We start from the raw sequence: 18458 nt of genomic DNA, 5'->3' as shown, positions 1-18458 counted from the left end.
TCTACTCATAAATAATCTTCTGGTTGAATTAACCCATACTCCTTCTGATAAAGCCTGTCTGCCTGACAGGCAGGCAAAGTATCCCCCCGCTCCAATTCATCTTTCAATTCTTTTTCGGTTGGCAGGTATAACTTGTACTTTGAAGCAAAAAGCCGCTTGTTCTCGTTCAATATAGAAATCCATCTGCCCTATGTCGTGATGTGTCAGCCGTCCTATCTTTAAATCAATAGGCACAAAGCATTTCAGAAGATAATTGTAGAACACAAGGTCTATGTAGAAATTGTCTCCTTCTGCAGAAATTAGTTGCTGTCTGCCGACAAATGAAAACCCTTTGCCGAGTTCAATCAGAAATTCCTTCAATTTCCCGATTAATGCACTCTCAAGGTCTTTCTCCAGAAAACGGATATTATCTTTTACATTTAGAAATTCGAGGACATAGGGGTCTTTAATAATATCTTCAGGCTTTAAGGATGGTTCAAGTTTCTGGATTTCTTTTTTAACTGTCTTCTTGTCCCTGCTTGAAAGGAGACGCTCATAATAGAAAGAATTTATCTGGCGCTCAAGCTGGCGGGTGCTCCAGTTGCTCTGCACACATTCGCTTAGATAAAACTGCCGAGTTTCGTCCTTCTCTACTTTTAATAACAGTCGGTAGTGTGTCCATGACAATTCTCCACGCAGTGCGTGGAGATTCTGGAAAGCAAGGTAAAATTGCTTCATATACCAAAGATTTGTTTTATTAAATCCTTGACCGTATTCAGCAGTAAGTCTTTTAGAAAGTCCTTCAATGAGGGCTGCGCCATATTCGGCTCTTTGCTTGCCGCGCTGCTCTTCCTCTACGATTTCTCTGCCTATATGCCAATATGCCTGAACCATCGCAAAATTGACGGCACGATATGCACTGCTTCTTGCAGTCTCAAGAATCTCCCTGATACGGCTGTATATTGACGCCACCGCTTTTTTATTTTCTAACTGCTTCATCGTAAAAAATTAGAAATCAGGGACAACGACCATTATCCTCTATTCCATCTATACACAAATTTAAAATTAAAAGGCATATTCCTGCTGATAAAACAAGGTATCCCCCGCGCCTAAATCTTTTTATGCCTTTGAGCATCTATTTTTTTATTTTGACAAGACATAATCCGCAAATATGCCTGCCAAAATCAACAACCCTATCCCGGCATTGGCCACAAAAATTCTAAAGGCCGTATCTCTCGTTGGAGATTTTTTTAAAATAAATACCATATATTCAAGAATAATGCCTGACAAAAAAAGGACGGCAAAATATGCGCCGCCCATTTTTGCGACAAGCCCGGCAAGCGCAAGGATGACGATAACTGCTGCGTAAAGCAGGTATAATGCCTTGTAAACATAACTGCCAAAAAGGATTGCAGTGGATTTCACGCCTATCTTTATATCGTCTTCCTTGTCCATGAGGGCGTAGATGGTGTCATAGGCAGTTGACCAAAAGATGTTTGCTGTGAATATTAAAATTGCAGGCAGGCCGATCGTATTATTTACGGCAGCCCATGCCATTATTGCGCCCCATCCGAAGGCTATGCCGAGAAAGACCTGTGGCAGATGACTTACCCTTTTGACAAACGGGTAAATGGCGGCCAGCGATATGCCTATGACGGAAAGCGCTATTGTCAGCGGGTTCAGAAATAATACAAGGACAAAGGCCAGAGATGAAAGTCCGATGAATGTTATTACTGCCTCTGTAAGATTAAGCCTTCCGTCAGCCAGCGGCCTTGTCTTTGTCCTCTCCACAAACCTGTCAAAGTTCCTGTCAGCAATATCATTGATTGCGCAGCCCGCGCTTCTCATCAGAAATGTGCCGAGGATGAATATTCCAAGAATCTTTAATGGCGGCCTGCCATCTGTTGCTATAAATAGAGACCAGAGGGTTGGGCATAGAACCAGTACAGTTCCGTATTGTCTTGGAAGCCTCACAAGATCGCTTATAGCAATAAGTTTATCTGATAATATCTGCGTTGTCATTTTTCTGCATTCAATGATGGTTTGCCTACAAGTTCAGGTGAAAAAATCTCTGTTATAGATGCTGTGATACACTTTCCCCCTGAAGCTGACTGAGCTGTCAGTCTGTAGCGCTTTGCCCAGAGAATGGCACGAGGCGCAAGATTCAGGAGATTGTTTATATCGCTGCAATGCACAGCGCATATTGCAAGTTTGTCTTTAAATGTCAAAAGCCCCTGTTCTGTTAAACTCCTACCAAGCGGCTCTATACTGGTGGCTATCTTATTCAGGAAATCTTTATCAAGCCCGGCCAAAGGAAATACAGAGCGGGCGTACACAAGTTTTTTCCTATCCTGAATAAGCCATACATCCCTGATGATTGCGTCCTGAGAGGCAAGGACCTCCAGATATGCTGCCTCTTCTTTGTTTAGTCTGCGGGTCTCATAGTTTTTTATTTCCACATCAACAGGAGACCCGCTCAGCGCCTCTAAAAACCTTGTTAATGAGCCGTCTGACAAGAGGAGCAGCCTGTGTTGCGGCAACATGTTAAGCCTTTCGCATAATCCGACAGCCTCTTTATCGCTAACCCATTTCCATCCGGGGGCAATAGAATAATCCATATTACCTCTAATAGCACAAATTCAAACCCGCAGTCTAAAGTTTCTGTTATTGCGCTTATATCGTTTAAATACCATACTAAAACAAGCTGGTCAATGGCCAGAGGAATTGTACACCAGCCTATATAACCCTTGACATGAAAGATTTTTAAGGCGTATATTTACTCCGTTAGAGGATAAATCTCTAACGGGGTTTACAAATATCGCGTGGCAGACAGGTCATACTCAGACTTGAAAGGAGAGAAAACTATGGAAGAAAAACAGATGGGGGTTATTCCGGGCCTTGCAGGCATCCCTGCCGCAGAATCTGCAATAAGCTATGTTGACGGCGAAAAGGGGATACTTGAATACCGTGGCATACCGGTTGAAGTCCTTGCAGAAAACAGCACATTCCTTGAAGTGGCTTATCTTCTGCTTTTTGGCAAACTGCCTACGAAATCTGAATACAAAAAATTCAAGGCTGATATAACCTATCACACCCGCTTAAAGGTCAAGATTCTCAGGATGATAGAGTTTCTGCCGGAAAACGGTCACCCGATGGAATATCTCCAATCTGTAGTGGCTGCCATGGGCATGTATTATCCTGCAAGGGATGTAATGAACGAGGATACCCGTTACTGGTCTGTTGTAAGGCTGATTGCAAAGATGCCCACTATAGTTGCTGCCTGCGAAAGACTGAGGCACGGAGATGCGCCGATTCAGCCGAATAATGACCTTTCATTTGCCGCAAATTTTTACTACATGCTCTTTGAGAAGGCGCCGGATGCCTTTACAGAAAAAATCATTGATGCAATGCTCATACTTCATGCAGACCATACCATGAATGCCTCAACATTCAGCGCAAGGGTTGTGGGATCAACACTTGCAGACCCGTATACGGTTGTGTCGTCAGCTATCGGGACACTCAGCGGGCCTCTGCACGGCGGGGCCAATGAAGAGGTGGTGCGCATGCTTAAGGAGATAGACGCAAAGGAAAATGCAAGGCCGTATATAGAAAAGATGATTGAAAGACACGAGAAGATAATGGGCGTAGGGCACAGGGTCTATAAGACAAAAGACCCGAGGGCGACATTTTTACAGGCATACGCTCACAAACTTTTTAAGAATAACCACGGCAGTGGAAAGATATTGGAAATAGCAGAAGAGGTTGAAAAAGTAGTGAATGAAAAACTTGCCGCTAAAAAACTTTATCCTAATGTTGACTTTTATTCAGGCATAGTGCTTCAGGAGATAGGTATGCCGACAGATCTTTTCACGCCCATATTTGCAATGGGCAGGGTTGCAGGCTGGCTTAGTCACTGGCTTGAACAGCTAAAGACAAACAAGATTTACAGACCTGACCAGAAGTATATAGGACTACGCAGTCAAAAATATGCGCCGATTAGCAAAAGATGAAGATGCAAGATCCAAGTTTAAGCACCTTTTTCTTGACTTACCGATATTCTTTCTATACCATTTTAAAAGCTTAAACTTGCACCTTGTAACTTTATATATGGGCGGTTAACTCAGCGGCAGAGTGTCACCTTCACACGGTGGAAGTCACTGGTTCAAATCCAGTACCGCCCACCATTGAAATACTGTACAAAACTTTAGGTTTGCAGGCTGCAGTTAGACATAGGAGGTGTAAGATGAAGAGGTTGCTGATTGTTTTGCTGCTGATAGCCGGATGGGTTGTCTTTGCCGGCATGGGCAAGACCCCTGAGAGTGAAATCCCGAAACCAGAGATTGATTTTTCTGCAACGGTCATAGATGACCAGGGGATATCTACAAAATGCAGGTTTGTTAGCTGGGAAGGTCAGTTGTTTTTTGTGGGGTTCAGGGGCAAGGGCTCTGTCAGCATTCCATTTGAAAAGGTAAAGAAGGTAGTATTTATCGGCGAGTCCGGCAGCGGCAAGAAAGATACCCAGATAACCCTCCGTAATGGAGATGTCGTTGCGGTTACATTTGATGATGAATCGAGATTTTATGGAACAACTACATTTGGAACATACAAGATTACGGCAAAAAATGTAAAGGAAATAATATTTGAGTGATATTTTATAGGTGTTTTAAACCCCAGGCATTTCCTGGATAGGAATACTATAGAAAAATATGGGAAGGGTCCCGCTACAAGGTCTAATAAATGGGTTTGTTCCTGTAATATTGCCTATCCTTGCGCTTTCGGCTATACATACCTACACAGTCCTATCTGTTGACAAGCACAGTCCTCCTTCAATTCATAAAGCTCTACTGACAGAGAAAGGCGGCCATGAAATCCAAATTACGGAGCTTCAGGCGTCTGATAGTGATGCTATTCTAAAAAACAGAATCAAGGCCAAATCTAAATTGTCGCCTGTTTTAAAACCGAAATTTGCCGCGCCTGATATAACAAGAGGCAACTTGCTGAAAAATGAATTATCCGTAACATTTGACGGTGGCAGCGAGGCAACGGATGCGGATGAGATTTTGAATATACTGCGGGGAAAAAATATAAAGACGACAATATTCCTGACAGGGGATTTTATAAAAAGATACCCTGATATTGTCTTTAAGATGGTTGAAGATGGACATGAGATAGGCAATCATTCACTTACCCATCCACACCTTACAACCTTTGAGAAAAATTTTAAACAGCAAACTCTTCCTGGTGTTAACAAGGAATTCATAACAGTAGAGTTAAAAGAAACCGCCGGAATCTTTAAGGAATTGACAGGCAAGGATATGGCTCCATTATGGCGCGCGCCTTACGGCGAGCAAAATGCCGAGATACGGCAGTGGGCGTATGAGGCTGGCTTTACGCATGTGGGTTGGACAGTAGACCGCAAGATAAAGCAGTCGCTTGACAGCCTTGATTGGGTTTCAAATGAAGAATCCGAGTTTTACCATTCGGCAGATGAGATAAAGGACAGGATTCTTAATTTTGATAAAGACGGCCATGAGGTTAAGGGCGGCATTGTATTGATGCACCTCGGCACCGATAGAAAAGAGAGCCATGTATCTGCCAAACTACCGGAAATTATAGACGGCCTTGAGCAGAGGGGCTATAGGATTGTAAAGGTGTCTGAGCTTTTGAAGAAATGATACTCCTCGGCGCGCATATGTCCATTGCAGGCGGAGTGGACAAGGCCATTGAAAGAGGAAATCAACTTTCCTGCACAGCAATCCAGCTATTCACAAAAAACGCAACCCAGTGGAGGGGCAAAGTCTTTGAAGAAGAGGAGATAGACCGCTTTTTCTCTCTGAGAAAAAAGAGCAATATATCCAAAATACTTGCCCACGATTCATACCTTATAAATCTGGCATCAGGCAGCCCCGCACTTCGCACCAAATCCATCAATGCGCTCATCAATGAAATGGAACATTGCAGAATCCTTTGCATCCCTTATATTGTCATGCATCCCGGATCACACCTCGGCATAGGTGAAGATGAAGGGATAAAGAATATTACCAACTCTTTCAATCTTATTTTTATAAAAACAAATGGCTGGCCGGTTGATATAGCCATGGAGACAACAGCAGGGCAGGGGACGAGTATCGGTTATCGGTTTGAGCATCTATCCCGCATTATAGATGGCGTTAAGAATAAAGAGAGAATCAAGGTATGCCTTGACACCTGCCATATCTTTGCAGCAGGGTATGATATTTCTACTGCTGAAGGTTATGATACTATGATGAAAGAATTTGACAGGATTGTCGGCATTGACCGGCTGGTATGTTTTCATGTGAATGACTGCAAAAAGGGGCTTGGCAGCCGCGTTGACAGGCATGAGCATATCGGCAAAGGTATGCTTGGGCAACTGCCCTTTCGCCTTCTTATGAATGACAAAAGATTTGCAGATATTCCAAAGATTATAGAAACGCCAAAGGATAAGGATATGAAGAATGACCGGCGAAATCTGGGGTTTTTAAAAAAGATGGTGGAAAAAGGAGCTACACATGGGTAAAAAACACCCTTCAATCAAAAAGTGGACAATTCATTTGCTCTAAAAGCGGACATTTCTATTTGTTGACAACAGATATTTTTGCCGCAAGGCAACGTATGGGATTCTACTAATATCATGAATTTTTCTATTATTACTTAATCCTGCAAGGTTTACTGCCTGCCCAAAAGGACAGGTAGCAAAATTTCAAGAGGTTATTATTTAAAGAAAAAATTAGCAAAATGTTATTTCGTCAATTTGACTGAATTTTTCTATTCTGCTACTATCCTGACTATGGTAGCCAAAGGTTTTTTTATCACAGGCACTGATACAGGCGTGGGTAAAACTTTTGTTACCGCCGGCATCGTATCGGCGCTAAGGGAAAAAAGTTTTAATGTCGGCGTGATGAAGCCTGTTGAAACAGGATGCCCTGAAAAAAACGGGGGGCTTGAGCCTCAGGATGCCCTTTTCCTTAAAAAGATGTCGGGTGTTGACGATGATATGGATTTAATAAACCCATATCGCTTCAAGGCCCATCTTGCCCCAAGCATTGCATCGAGGCTTGAAGGTAAAAATATAGACTTAAACAGGATAAAAGAATGTTATGATAGACTTGCATCAAGGCACAGCATGATGTTTGTTGAAGGCGCTGGGGGATTGCTTGCGCCCATAAATGAGAATAAGACTATTGCAGACCTTATAAAACTGCTCAACCTGCCGCTTATAATCATTGCCGCATCAAGGCTCGGGGCAATAAACCATACGCTGCTCACGGTTAGGTATGCACAATCTGTCGGCATCCTGGTTGCTGGAATTATTCTCAATTATCCGGCGTTTACCATGGAGGAGGTCTCATCTCTGAATCAGACCGAGATAAAAAGACTTACCAATGTTCCGGTAGCCGGCGAACTTCCTTTTTGTGATGAGGATAGGGCTTCTAAGATGGTGAAGAAATACTTGAAACTATCATTTTTGGAAGAATAGATGCACAAGGCGCTTTAAACCTTCAAGAGCCGTTCTTTCTCCTTTATAAAATATATCGCATGAAGAGAAGGATTATCATAGCGCTTCTTATAATTTCAGCAGGGTTATTTCTCTTCTGGCGGTTCATTCGTCCCATGAACATCTTTGTGGTATCAGAGGCATTTGAGCGGCCGATTCCTGTGCATGCACTGATGAAAGACCTGAGTGCAAAGGCCTGTAGAGGTTGCCACCAGGAGATTTATGACGAATGGGCCACCACTATGCACAGCAGGGCATGGACAGACCCATATTTTCAGGCTGATTTCCGTTTTGAGGGTTCTCAACAGATATGTAAAAACTGCCACATCCCGCTCGAGAATCAGCAGGAAGAACTTGTCCTTGGCTTCCACGATAAGGAGAAGTTGAATCCGATACTGAAACTGAATGCCAATTTTGATCCAACACTTCAAAGTGAAGGCGTCACCTGCAATGTCTGCCATCTGAGGGAGGGTCGTATTCTTGGCCCGTACGGCAGCACCTCTTCACCCCATGCCGTTGTCAGAATGACCGACCCGAATCAAGTGTGTGTGCGATGTCATGTGGTAAGCGGCAAACGGTGGGATACTTTCTTCCGCATGCCGCCGTGCGGGACCGTTGCAGAGATAAAGTCCACGGGGGAGATAGAGATGAAATGCGTTCAATGCCACATGCCTGAACTACAACGTTCTATCGTTGCCGGTGGAAAGGTTCGCATCATACGCCGACATCTCTGGCGTGGAGGGCATGATCCGGATACGGTCAAAAACGGACTTCAGGTCAAACTGCAGGAACAGGCTGCTGCGCCCGGCAAACGGAAATATACCCTTACCCTTGCCAATATCGGTGCGGCTCACTATCTGCCTACAGGTACCCCGGACCGCCATCTCACCGTAGACCTGAGGCTCATGGATATAAACGGCAAGATTATAAAGGAACAGCACTACACCTTGAAACGAGCTATCCTGTGGCGTCCTTTTATCATAGAGCTTTGGGATACTCGACTGCCATATCTTAAGCCTCGTACCTATACGATAGCATTTTCCACCAATGGAAGGAATGTGCCGAAGGTAATAGAGGTTGTCATTCGCTATCATTTGTTGGCAGAGTCGCGTCGGAAACGAATTGGTTATGAAAGCAAAGAACCTATTTCGTATGAAATATTTTATAGAAAGAGTCCTTTATAAATAGCTGTTCCCTGAGAACAAAAAAGCCCTCTCCACTATTTTGAAGAGGGCTTTTGTTTACCCCCACACCAAAGATTTTGGTGTGGGGGCTTGCCGCAGGATATAATGCCCTGCGGTCAAAGTGTGGGGGTTGACTGCCGGCTGTAAACTGACAGTCAGATATGCCCAATCTGCCGGCATTGAGGTTAAGGGCATCATACTTAATTATCCTTCATTAGCTATTGATGAAACCCTTTTTTCAAATCAAACAGAGATAAAAAGGCTTACCAGTATCCCTGTCCTTGGAGAGTTGCCGTTTTGTGATATAGACAGGATAGCAAAGATGGTAAAAAAATATCTAAAGCTGTCTCTATTGGAACAGTAGATGATATTAAGAAACTGGTTTGGCCCAGAAGATGTTCTTATCCATAAAAAAGGACAAGGTTTGTAAAAAGAAATTGACTTCTTGCAGTTTTGAAATTAAAATGGTCATAAAAATTTGGAGGTGCGTATGAGAGAGGTTCAGGAGGTAATTCCTATTACACAGGCAAAAAGAGATTTTCTTGATATTATGAGAAAAGTAGAAGAAATGGACGAGACCATTGCTATAACAAAAAACGGCATTCCTGTGGGAATTTTGATAAACATTGAGCGGTTTGAAGGGCTGATGGAGACAATAGATATCTTAAGTGATAAAGAGACCATGAAGGCTCTGGAGCGCGCAAAAAAACAGCAAAAGGCAGGAAGGTTTTATACCCACGAAGAGGTTTGGGGTGAATGAAAAGATTCAGATTCAGGTATCTGCTCGAAGCTAAGAATGCGATTAGAAAGCTTCCTCCTGCAATAAAACCCGGCCTGAAAAGCGGCATTGAAGAACTTCTACACAATCCGTTTGCCGGAAAGGAGCTTGTTGACGAGCTTTCCGACTTTCGTTCCCTTGCCATTGGCACATATCGTGTTATTTATCTGATAATCGAGGATGAAGGCCTCATAGAAATCCATTTTATCGGACACAGACGCGATGTTTATGCTAATTTTAAGGAATTGCTTAAAACAATAAAAAGATAGGTTTTTGCAATCTTGCTGCAAACCTCTTTTTAAATTTAATTCGTACTCTATAAGATATCAGTACATTTTTGATATGCAAAAATCACAATGCTAATATTTTGTTTCAGACTACACACATGAACTATCTGAGAATACTGGAGATGTCCCTCTCTCCCCCAAGGGGCGAAGTGGATTTGGCAGTCCAAGTTGGCGCGATTGTTAGGTTGTATTTTTTGATTGCTCTCTGATTTCCAAACCAATATCTAACCAATGGTTTAGCAGGAACCTCATGCCTCTATCTGTCGCGTTACTGGCAGGTTTTCCATAGCTTGAAAGAAAACCAATTATTGATTCTGTTGAATTTAGCATTTTGGATTTTTCAGCAATAAGTTTTTCAGTTTTTACAGAATCATACTTACGGGATAGAGTTCGATTAACTACTCCAGCTGATGTGTGGTATGTGCAAAATACCTTGAATAACGGCAGCCCTCTCCATGAATTGACTTCTTCACAATATGCACCTGCATTGAATTCATGCCTTATTGACGCCCAATTTCTTGCAATAACACCAATATCGTGCAGATTATTAACAGCCACAGTACCACTGGCTATTAAGACTTTTGGCTTTAACGCCAATATCTGTAATGCCAATACGTCAGAACAGCATTCCCTTGCTGTCTCAAATTTGCTTCTTTCTCTTAACCCGGTCTCAGCCGATGCGCCATGCATTATTGTGTTTGTCCAGTAATGCTTTTTCAAATACTCATCGTCTTCCGGTGCATCCCAATTTAGAGACACTGCCGCTTTCCATAACTGTAAATTTTGCTGTGCCGTTTTATCTGTAGGATTTTCAGCATTATGCACTGCACACAACCTGCCAGTTCGATGTGGTGTTGTATCCCCAGGGTCCTGGACCATAATCATTGAATTTGCTTTGTTCTCAATATTCCAATTCATTCCATGAACAGTACAACTCACACCAAAACCAACAGATGGCTCATCTATAGGAGACCACGGGCATTCCTTGCAACAGTCAAGAAGTCCATGTTCAGCCTGTTTTAGTATGTCGGTTATTACCTGTGTCCTGCAACCTAACAAGTTATTCTCCATGCGCTTCTCGCCGTGAGAATAAGGGCAAGGAAGTGAACTTAACAAAAAAGCCCTCGCCATGAATTATGACGAGGACTTTTAATTTTACTCCAAAACTTGAACAGGGCAAGCACAGGGGGATTGCCCCTGCAATTTACACCGCCCCTTTTGTAAAGTTCAGCAGTCCGCCTGCAAGTATAATGTCAACTTGTCGTGGGCTGAAGCCGTGTTTTACCTTTATCTCTTTATTCTTTGCAACATTCTTTATTGTCAATGAATCCCCGGCCTTTAGTTGGTTTATCAGGTCGTTTATTTCCAGCTTATCGCCCTGGTCTATTGCATCATAATCAGCCAGATTTGTGAATGATAGAGGCAGGATGCCGAAGTTTACAAGATTATCCTTGTGTATTCTGGCAAAGCTCTTTGCAATAATCCCCTTTATGCCGAGATACATCGGGCATAGCGCGGCATGCTCCCTTGAAGAGCCTTGTCCATAGTTCTCGCCCGCAATAACAAATCCGCCGTTTGCAGCCTTTGCCTTTTCGTGGAACTGGGCGTCAATGGCTGAAAAAACGGATTCTGAATATTTCGGCACATTGCTCCTGTATTTAAGCCATGTGCCTGCTGGCGTGATGTGGTCTGTTGTAATATTGTCGCCGAGTTTTATTAAAGTATTGCCGCTTACGCCGCCCTGAACTTTTATTGCCACTGGCAATGGCTTTATATTCGGCCCTCTCAATATCTCTATCTTTGACGGGTCTTTTGCAGGCGGGATGACCATTGAATCATCAACCATGAATTCCTTCGGCATTTTTATCTTTGGATATTTGCCTAATTTCCTTGGGTCTGTTATCACACCGTAGATAGCTGCGGCTGCTGCGGCCTCAGGGCTGCAAAGATAGACCTGTGCGTCTTTTGTGCCGCTCCTGCCTTCAAAGTTTCTGTTAAATGTCCTTAAAGATACACCCTTTGACGGAGGCGACTGACCGTTGCCTATGCACGGTCCGCATGCTGCCTCAAGTATCCTTGCGCCTGCCCCAATAAGGCTTGCAAGCCCTTTATTAAGGGTTATCATCTCCAGAACCTGTTTTGAGCCTGGGGATATGGTCATGCTTATATTCGGATTAACTTTGAATTTCCCCTTTTTAAATATGTCAGCGACAATCATCAAATCCCTGAATGATGAATTTGTGCAGCTTCCGATGCAGACCTGATCAACCTTCATACCCTCAACTTCAGATATCTTGCAGACCGCATCAGGGCTGTGCGGCTTTGCAATCATTGGTTCGAGCTTGCTTAGGTTTATTTCAATTGTTTCATCGTATTTTGCATCCGTGTCAGCAGCAAGCTCTTGCCAGTCTCTTTCCCTGTTCTGCGCCTTTAAAAATTCCTTTGTTATCCCATCGCTGGGGAATATGGATGTTGTTGCGCCAAGCTCTGCGCCCATATTGGTAATAGTAGCCCTTTCGGGAACGGAAAGGCTCTGGACACCTTCGCCGCCGTATTCAATAATTTTTCCAACACCGCCCTTTACAGTCATCTTTCTCAAGACTTCAAGAATTATATCTTTTGCAGAAACCCACGGTTTAAGTTTACCCTTGAGGTTTACCAGTACAACCTTTGGGTATATAAGGTTAAAAGGCCCGCCGCCCATGGCAACTGCCACATCAAGACCTCCTGCCCCAATTGCCATCATGCCAAGGCCGCCGCATGTCGGCGTATGACTGTCCGAACCAAGCATAGTCTGCCCCGGCGCGCCAAATCTCTCCAGATGAACCTGATGGCATATACCGTTGCCGGGCCTTGAAAATTGGATGCCGTGCTTAGCGGCAATGGTTTGTAAAAACCTGTGGTCATCCGCATTTTCAAAACCGCCGTACTGGAGCGTATTGTGGTCAACATAACTCACAGATAGCTTTGTCTTGACCCTCGGCACGCCCATTGCCTCAAACTGCAGATAGGCCATTGTGCCTGTTGCATCCTGAGTCAGGGTTTGGTCAATCTTTATGGCTATCTCATTGTCAGTGGCCATTTCGCCTGATGTAAGATGGTTCTCTAATATCTTCTGTGTAATATTTTTGCCCATATTATTATCCTCCTTCTTGGGAAAATTTAGGGTTTATAAATTATATATCCCTTACTTCGGCCCAACTACACTCAATGTATAAGCATCCAGGTTTATATACCGCTGCGCTGTCTTTAGTATGTCGTCTGTTGTAACCGCCTCTATCTTTCCAGGGTATCTCTTGTATTCGTCAAAGCCAAGGCCGTAAAGTTCATTGGTTGCCATGTCTGTTGCCTGTGCCATGTTTGCCTGAAGCCCCATTTCATACCCACCTATGAGCGCGCTTTTTGCCCTCTTTAATTCTTCATCGCTGACCTTTTCCGTAATGACCTTTTTTAATTCCCTTAATATGCCTTGTATAGCCTTATCTTTCTTTTCAGGCGCTGCGCCAATATATACAGCAAATGCTCCAGGTTCGACGCCTTCTCTTGAAAATACGCTTAAGGCGTAGGCAAGGCTTTCTTTATCCCGAAGCTCGATAAATAATCTTCCACCCTGGCTGGAGAGTATTTCTGTGAGCACAGTAAGAGGAAATCTTGCCTCGCTGGTAATGGTCGCGCCAAGAAACCCCAGCGCAATGTGGGTTTGCTGTTTTTCTTTTACCTCGCCGGTTTTTTTGATATGGGTTTGCCTGCCGTCTATGGGCAGATCTGCCAATGGCTTGGCCTTTCTGTTAAAACTGCCGAATAGTTCTTCAATCTTTGCTGCAACCTCATCCTTATTTATGTCTCCCGCAATAGAGATAACCATATTCTGCGGCACTATGAGCCGTTTATAATGCTCTATAAGGTCTTTTCTCTTAAAGCCTGATACAGTCTTTTCGGTTCCAATTACAGGCATCCTGTATGGATGTCTTTCGTAAAGCGTTTTATAAAAGAGTTTAAATGTATAACCGGGCAGATAATCCTCCTGCCTCTTTATGTCCGCAAGTATTTCTTTTTTTGTTTTTTCCAACTCTCCCTGAGGGAATGTTGGATTCAGAAGGCAATCTGCAATAATCTCAATGCCGTTATCAAAATATCTGCTTAAAAATTTTCCTGAAACACCAATGGAATTCTTGCCTGAAAAACCGTTTACACTCCCTGCCATGCCTTCTATCTCTTTTGCCAGTTCAAACATTGTTCTTTTTTCTGTGCCTTTGGTAAGCATGGCTGCCGCAAAATTTCCAAGGCCGTTTGTCTTTTCATCCTCATATCTTAACCCGCCTGGAAATGTTGTATATACACTAACCGTAGGACTGGAGTGGTCTTCCTTTAGAATAAGGCTTATCCCATTTTTGAGCTTTATCTTTACCGGTTCTTCAACCCTTTTTAGATTATTTGTCTTTCTGGTTTCTTCCTGCCCTGATACAATGCCTGATGAAACCCCTGCCGCCCCTGCTGCCAAAACGATATCTCCCTTGCTGATAATATCCTTATCAGGTTTCGGGAGTATAAGCGCCGCAGTCATATTGTCTTCTTTCAGATACTGTCTTGTTATGCGCTTTATATCCTCAGATGTGACCTTTGATATGCCTTCAAGATATTGTTTTTCATAGGCTATGTCTCCTGCCGTAACCTCAAAGTGTCCGAGTTGTCCTGCCCTTCCTTCCATGGTCTCGCGCTCATATACAAAGTCGCTTTCAAGATTCAGCTTTGCCTTATTCAGTTCGGTAACCGAAACCCCGTTATGCTTTATACTGTAAATCTCCTTCAAAACCTCTTCGATTGTTCTTTTTGCATTCTTTGCCTCAAGGGTTGCATTCACAAAAAACACACCAGGCTCTTTTGGCGTCATGGCATATGTTGAGATAGTGTGGACAAGCTGTTTTTTTTCTTTAATACCCTGATAGAGCCTTGAGCTTTCCCCCTGGCCAAGGATATTTGCCAGCACATCTATTACATATGTGTCAGGATGGCTCATCTCAGGTATGTGAAATGCCATGCCGAGGTGGGTTTCTTTTATTTCATCCGCTGCTATATTTGTTTTGAGTTCTTTCTGAGAAGGCTCGGCTGGTCTTGGTTTATGCGGTTCAGTGTCCGGTTTAAATCCCTTGAAACTGTTTTTTATGGCATCCAGCGCCTTGTTTTTATCAAAGTCTCCAACTACTACCAGAACCATATTGTTTGGGATATACCACTTTTTGAAGAAATCCAGAATCTGTTCCCGTGAAAATGTTTTTACCGTATCAGTAAACCCTATGACAGGTCTTTTATACGGATGGGTTGTGTATGCGGTGGAAAAGATATTTTTGTAAAGCTTCCTGCCGGGATTATCCTCTCCCATCCTGATTTCTTCAAGCACAACCTCAAGCTCTTTTTTAAGCTCATCCGGGTCAAAGGATGAGCGCTGTATTGCATCCGATATTATATCAAGCCCTGTATCAAAATATCTGCTTGCCACGGCAAGGTGATATACTGTGTTGTCATAAGATGTATAGGCATTTATATATCCGCCCGCTGCCTCAACCTCGCCTGCAATCTGCCCAACCTTTCTCTTTTCAGTTCCTTTAAAAAGCATATGCTCAAATACATGGGCAATGCCGGCCTCTTTGTCATTCTCATCTGCGCTGCCCGTCCGGACAAACATCTGAAACGCCACAACTCTGGCAGAATGACCTTCTTCAAGGATGACTGTCATGCCGTTGTCAAGTTTGGTCTTGAATACATCCTTTGTCTGGGCATTTGCATGGCTTGAAAATATACACATCAAAACCGCGGCCGTTAAAACATTCAAAAACCTTAATCTCATATCATGCCTCCTTGTTTTCAATCGTTTGCCCAAACTACCAAACAGCTTAAACAAATAAAAATAATTTTTCAATACATTATTTTTCATACTACAATATTATCATTGCATCGCCATAACTGAAAAATCTATACCTAAGCCTTATGGCCTCTTCATACGCCCTCATAATAAATCCCCTTCCTGCAAATGCCGCCGTTAACATAATAAGGGTTGATTTTGGAAGGTGAAAATTTGTGATGATGGCATCCGCTGTATTAAATTTATACCCTGGATAGATAAATAGATCTGTTGCGCCGCTTAAGATTGGTCTTTCCCATCCAAATCCCCCCTCGCCCCCCTTTGCTAAAGGGGGGATGGGGGGATTGACCATTGCCTCCAATGCCCTTGTTACAGTTGATCCAACCGTAATGACCCGCCGGTTTTCCATTTTTGCCTTTTTTATAGCCTCAAATACGGCACGGTCAATATTATAATGTTCGGATTCCATTTTGTGTTCTGTTATATCCTCGGTCTTTACAGACTTAAATGTGCCAAGTCCTGTATGGAGGGTTATATAAAAAATCTCCACTCCGAGATATTTAATCTTTTTTAAAAGTTCATCGGTAAAATGCAGCCCTGCTGTCGGCGCTGCGATGGCGCCTTTTTCTTTTGCAAATACAGTCTGATACCTCTCCTTGTCGAATTCAGAGATTTTATCCTGTCCCTTCTCCCTTTTAATATACGGTGGGAGAGGCATCTTCCCGGTCATCTCAATTGCCTTATCTATTTCAATGTCCGCATAAAGTTCAATAACCCAATTTCCATCAACTCCTTTTTCTATAATTGCAGCCTTTAGTCCATGTTCAAAGACAATTACGGAACCTTTTTTAATCCCTCTGGTTGGGCTTATAAGACAACTCCATGTTTGGGATATTGCACCGAATGCCTCTATCCCAGATACGGATATAGGGTGCGCAGTGCGGGGGGCGCCATTTGGCTTCGGCTGCGAAATTTCTGATTTCTGTATTAAGAGAACTTCTACAGCGCCGCCTGTTGTTTTCTTCCCAAAGAGCCTTGCAGGTATAACCTTGGTATTGTTTAATATTAAAATATCGCCGGGCATAAGATATGCTGTTAAGTCAGAAAAGTTTTTATGTTCAATGGTTCTATCCTTTCTACTCAGAATCATCAGTCTGGATTTATCCCGTCTCTCGCAGGGAAACTGGGCAATAAGCCCCTTTGGAAGGTAATAGTCAAACTCCGCAAGCCTCATCAATATATTCGCTCAAGGCTTGTGCCGGGATAGAAATGCTTAAGTATTTCAGTATAGCTGTATCCCTCTTCCGCCATGCCTTTTGCGCCCCACTGTGATAACCCCACGCCGTGGCCCGAGCCTTTCCCGTTAAACACAAACAACCCGTCTGTCTTTTCAGCGGTAAACATGGCGCTTTTGAGCTTGTCATAGCCGATAGCCTTTCTTAAGTCCTCGCCGCTTATCTCTAATTCTCCTTTGCCATGAAGTATCCTTAATCTTGTTATCCTGCCGCTGTTTGTCCTGGATAAAGGTATTATATCTTTGACATCTGCTGCCTGATAACCTGCGCCCTTTAATGCTGTTTCAACGGACCCCATGCTTATATTCAGCATCCATGAAAAATTAGGGGAATCCTTATCAAACGGGCTTTTTACCTGCCGCAGATATGGATAGTCCTTGCCCCAGACATTTTTAGAATCCTCTGTTGCGCCGCCGCCGTTTGAATGATAGACAGTCAGCGCTAATTCTCCATTATAGGTCAATACCTCGCCAATAGTCTCCTTAACAGCATGAATGGAGCGGTCATCCTCGGCAATGCTCCCTGAATAGACCTGATCTATAACGGTTGATTCCATATGATAGGTTACTGCGCCTTTTTTCTTCTTCTGATATAGAGCATAAGTCCGCGCAATAACAGCCTGCGTTTTTACAGCCTCTATCGGCCATTTTGAAGATATCTCGTGGTTGATAAGACCGGTTATATAAAACTCTAACGGCAATTCATTTACAACCAGAAGTCCTCGCTGGTCTTTTATTACTTCTATTTTCCCTCTGAACGGCCGGCCGTTCAAATAGAGTATCCCGTTTTCTGAAGAGAATATTACCGACGAATCCGGTATCTTTTTGCCGTTTATAGTTAAGATGTCTTCCTCTTCCAACACAACCAGCGCTGTATTTTCTTTATTAAATTCAGTTCCGGCTGCTGTTATCCCAACCCCGCCTATTTTCAGGTCTCTTGCGCCTTTCAATATCGCAATCCTAATCTTTTCTTTACCTTGTGAGAAGGGAGTAGAGGTATCTCTGGCGCAGGAAAATAAAAAAAGCAGTAAACAGCAAGCAATAAACCACCGCACCTTTAACCCCTTTTTCAAAACACCCTTCTGCCCAAATAGACCAGAAGCAAACCTGCTATTATGGAGACAAACCCCATAATGCGGAGTGTCCTCTCCGGCAACTCTTGCAGGGAGATAGCCCACTCTTTTATCTTTGCAGGAAATGCAAAATATGGCAATCCCTCAATTACAAGCACCAAACCCAGTACGCTTAGAAAATAAGTCATAATTAAAACCATCTCAAAGCTAATCCAAAGCCTAAAGCATATAAAAATTTATATCAGAGAAATCAGAAAAAGTCATCAAATAAATCAGGTGAAATATAGTTCTAAATGTGTAATTAAGGTGCAATTTGTATTTGTGGTTGACAGGCAATATTTTTGAGCTGTAATCCCAAAGTGATAATGTCCTATTCTGCCAAAGTAGAAATGTCCACTGATTAAAGCCTTCAGGGGCAGGCTCTAATTCAGAGATGCTAAACTGTCCTTATTTTAAGGAGGGCAGAATGGCAGGAAAGGACATACTC

17 protein-coding genes, 1 tRNA gene and 1 pseudogene are annotated in these 18458 nt (G+C 43.1%); 10 read left to right on the top strand and 9 right to left on the bottom strand.

Annotation, left to right across the window (positions count from 1 at the left end):
* Positions 1-5 precede the first annotated feature (5 nt).
* The 3 genes and pseudogenes from Q8P28_11205 to Q8P28_11195 form a co-directional block, all read right to left on the bottom strand.
* Positions 6-978: pseudogene (locus tag Q8P28_11205) on the bottom strand (PDDEXK nuclease domain-containing protein).
* Between the two features lie 144 nt (positions 979-1122).
* Positions 1123-2001: a 4-hydroxybenzoate octaprenyltransferase gene (gene ubiA, locus Q8P28_11200; GenBank protein ID MDP2683340.1), complete on the bottom strand. Its 879-nt coding sequence runs from the start codon at positions 1999-2001 to the stop codon at positions 1123-1125.
* On the bottom strand, positions 1998-2597 hold the full coding sequence (locus Q8P28_11195) for a chorismate lyase (GenBank protein MDP2683339.1): 600 nt from the start codon (positions 2595-2597) through the stop codon (positions 1998-2000). Before Q8P28_11195 ends, ubiA begins: the two co-directional genes overlap by 4 nt.
* A gap of 246 nt (positions 2598-2843) precedes the next feature.
* Here Q8P28_11195 and Q8P28_11190 point away from each other — a divergent pair, with 246 nt between their 5' ends.
* From Q8P28_11190 to Q8P28_11145, 10 genes are all read left to right on the top strand, one after another.
* On the top strand, positions 2844-3989 hold the full coding sequence (locus Q8P28_11190) for a citrate synthase (GenBank protein ID MDP2683338.1): 1146 nt from the start codon (positions 2844-2846) through the stop codon (positions 3987-3989).
* A 99-nt stretch (positions 3990-4088) separates the two neighbouring features.
* Positions 4089-4163, top strand: a tRNA-Val gene (locus tag Q8P28_11185).
* A 59-nt stretch (positions 4164-4222) separates the two neighbouring features.
* Entirely contained in the window at positions 4223-4627 is a 405-nt protein-coding gene (locus tag Q8P28_11180; GenBank protein MDP2683337.1) for a hypothetical protein, read from the top strand.
* Positions 4628-4685: 58 nt separating this feature from the next.
* Positions 4686-5654: a polysaccharide deacetylase family protein gene (locus Q8P28_11175; GenBank protein ID MDP2683336.1), complete on the top strand. Its 969-nt coding sequence runs from the start codon at positions 4686-4688 to the stop codon at positions 5652-5654.
* The gene (locus tag Q8P28_11170; GenBank protein MDP2683335.1) at positions 5651-6517 is read left to right on the top strand and encodes a deoxyribonuclease IV; all 867 of its coding nucleotides are present in this window, start codon (positions 5651-5653) and stop codon (positions 6515-6517) included. The genes Q8P28_11175 and Q8P28_11170 overlap by 4 nt, the downstream gene beginning before the upstream one ends.
* 270 nt (positions 6518-6787) lie before the next feature.
* Positions 6788-7477: a dethiobiotin synthase gene (bioD, locus tag Q8P28_11165; GenBank protein ID MDP2683334.1), complete on the top strand. Its 690-nt coding sequence runs from the start codon at positions 6788-6790 to the stop codon at positions 7475-7477.
* Between the two features lie 59 nt (positions 7478-7536).
* A complete protein-coding gene (locus tag Q8P28_11160) occupies positions 7537-8679 on the top strand; it encodes a multiheme c-type cytochrome (GenBank protein ID MDP2683333.1) in 1143 nt (380 codons plus the stop codon).
* Positions 8680-8800: 121 nt separating this feature from the next.
* Entirely contained in the window at positions 8801-9043 is a 243-nt protein-coding gene (locus Q8P28_11155; GenBank protein MDP2683332.1) for a hypothetical protein, read from the top strand.
* 126 nt (positions 9044-9169) lie between these two features.
* Positions 9170-9439: a type II toxin-antitoxin system Phd/YefM family antitoxin gene (locus Q8P28_11150; GenBank protein MDP2683331.1), complete on the top strand. Its 270-nt coding sequence runs from the start codon at positions 9170-9172 to the stop codon at positions 9437-9439.
* Entirely contained in the window at positions 9436-9726 is a 291-nt protein-coding gene (locus tag Q8P28_11145; GenBank protein ID MDP2683330.1) for a type II toxin-antitoxin system RelE/ParE family toxin, read from the top strand. Before Q8P28_11150 ends, Q8P28_11145 begins: the two co-directional genes overlap by 4 nt.
* Positions 9727-9924: 198 nt before the next feature.
* Here Q8P28_11145 and Q8P28_11140 read toward each other — a convergent pair whose 3' ends face one another.
* From Q8P28_11140 to Q8P28_11115, 6 genes are all read right to left on the bottom strand, one after another.
* Positions 9925-10875: a hypothetical protein gene (locus Q8P28_11140; GenBank protein ID MDP2683329.1), complete on the bottom strand. Its 951-nt coding sequence runs from the start codon at positions 10873-10875 to the stop codon at positions 9925-9927.
* Positions 10876-10948: 73 nt separating this feature from the next.
* A complete protein-coding gene (locus tag Q8P28_11135; GenBank protein ID MDP2683328.1) occupies positions 10949-12880 on the bottom strand; it encodes an aconitate hydratase in 1932 nt (643 codons plus the stop codon).
* 51 nt (positions 12881-12931) lie between these two features.
* The gene (locus Q8P28_11130) at positions 12932-15589 is read right to left on the bottom strand and encodes a pitrilysin family protein (protein MDP2683327.1); all 2658 of its coding nucleotides are present in this window, start codon (positions 15587-15589) and stop codon (positions 12932-12934) included.
* 88 nt (positions 15590-15677) lie between these two features.
* Positions 15678-16838, bottom strand: coding sequence for a tRNA preQ1(34) S-adenosylmethionine ribosyltransferase-isomerase QueA (gene queA / locus Q8P28_11125; GenBank protein MDP2683326.1), 1161 nt, complete (start codon positions 16836-16838; stop codon positions 15678-15680).
* Positions 16838-17971 carry a SpoIID/LytB domain-containing protein gene (locus tag Q8P28_11120; protein ID MDP2683325.1) on the bottom strand — a complete coding sequence of 378 codons (1134 nt, stop codon included), beginning with the start codon at positions 17969-17971 and terminating at the stop codon, positions 16838-16840. Before Q8P28_11120 ends, queA begins: the two co-directional genes overlap by 1 nt.
* The gene (locus Q8P28_11115) at positions 17968-18159 is read right to left on the bottom strand and encodes a DUF2065 domain-containing protein (GenBank protein MDP2683324.1); all 192 of its coding nucleotides are present in this window, start codon (positions 18157-18159) and stop codon (positions 17968-17970) included. Before Q8P28_11115 ends, Q8P28_11120 begins: the two co-directional genes overlap by 4 nt.
* Positions 18160-18458: the final 299 nt, after the last annotated feature.

The sequence above is a fragment of the Deltaproteobacteria bacterium genome (assembly GCA_030690165.1).
GTDB lineage: Bacteria > Desulfobacterota > GWC2-55-46 > UBA9637 > UBA9637 > JACRNJ01.
This window is presented reverse-complemented; position numbering and strand designations above follow the sequence as displayed.

What these genes read in the sequence shown, in the direction of transcription:
- ubiA (MDP2683340.1), bottom strand. Translation starts at nt 2,001, where the DNA reads ATGACAACGCAGATATTATCAGATAAACTTATTGCTATAAGCGATCTT.
- Q8P28_11195 (MDP2683339.1), bottom strand. Translation starts at nt 2,597, where the DNA reads ATGGATTATTCTATTGCCCCCGGATGGAAATGGGTTAGCGATAAAGAG.
- Q8P28_11190 (MDP2683338.1), top strand. Translation starts at nt 2,844, where the DNA reads ATGGAAGAAAAACAGATGGGGGTTATTCCGGGCCTTGCAGGCATCCCT.
- Q8P28_11180 (MDP2683337.1), top strand. Translation starts at nt 4,223, where the DNA reads ATGAAGAGGTTGCTGATTGTTTTGCTGCTGATAGCCGGATGGGTTGTC.
- Q8P28_11175 (MDP2683336.1), top strand. Translation starts at nt 4,686, where the DNA reads ATGGGAAGGGTCCCGCTACAAGGTCTAATAAATGGGTTTGTTCCTGTA.
- Q8P28_11170 (MDP2683335.1), top strand. Translation starts at nt 5,651, where the DNA reads ATGATACTCCTCGGCGCGCATATGTCCATTGCAGGCGGAGTGGACAAG.
- bioD (MDP2683334.1), top strand. Translation starts at nt 6,788, where the DNA reads ATGGTAGCCAAAGGTTTTTTTATCACAGGCACTGATACAGGCGTGGGT.
- Q8P28_11160 (MDP2683333.1), top strand. Translation starts at nt 7,537, where the DNA reads ATGAAGAGAAGGATTATCATAGCGCTTCTTATAATTTCAGCAGGGTTA.
- Q8P28_11150 (MDP2683331.1), top strand. Translation starts at nt 9,170, where the DNA reads ATGAGAGAGGTTCAGGAGGTAATTCCTATTACACAGGCAAAAAGAGAT.
- Q8P28_11145 (MDP2683330.1), top strand. Translation starts at nt 9,436, where the DNA reads ATGAAAAGATTCAGATTCAGGTATCTGCTCGAAGCTAAGAATGCGATT.
- Q8P28_11140 (MDP2683329.1), bottom strand. Translation starts at nt 10,875, where the DNA reads ATGGCGAGGGCTTTTTTGTTAAGTTCACTTCCTTGCCCTTATTCTCAC.
- Q8P28_11135 (MDP2683328.1), bottom strand. Translation starts at nt 12,880, where the DNA reads ATGGGCAAAAATATTACACAGAAGATATTAGAGAACCATCTTACATCA.
- Q8P28_11130 (MDP2683327.1), bottom strand. Translation starts at nt 15,589, where the DNA reads ATGAGATTAAGGTTTTTGAATGTTTTAACGGCCGCGGTTTTGATGTGT.
- queA (MDP2683326.1), bottom strand. Translation starts at nt 16,838, where the DNA reads ATGAGGCTTGCGGAGTTTGACTATTACCTTCCAAAGGGGCTTATTGCC.
- Q8P28_11115 (MDP2683324.1), bottom strand. Translation starts at nt 18,159, where the DNA reads ATGACTTATTTTCTAAGCGTACTGGGTTTGGTGCTTGTAATTGAGGGA.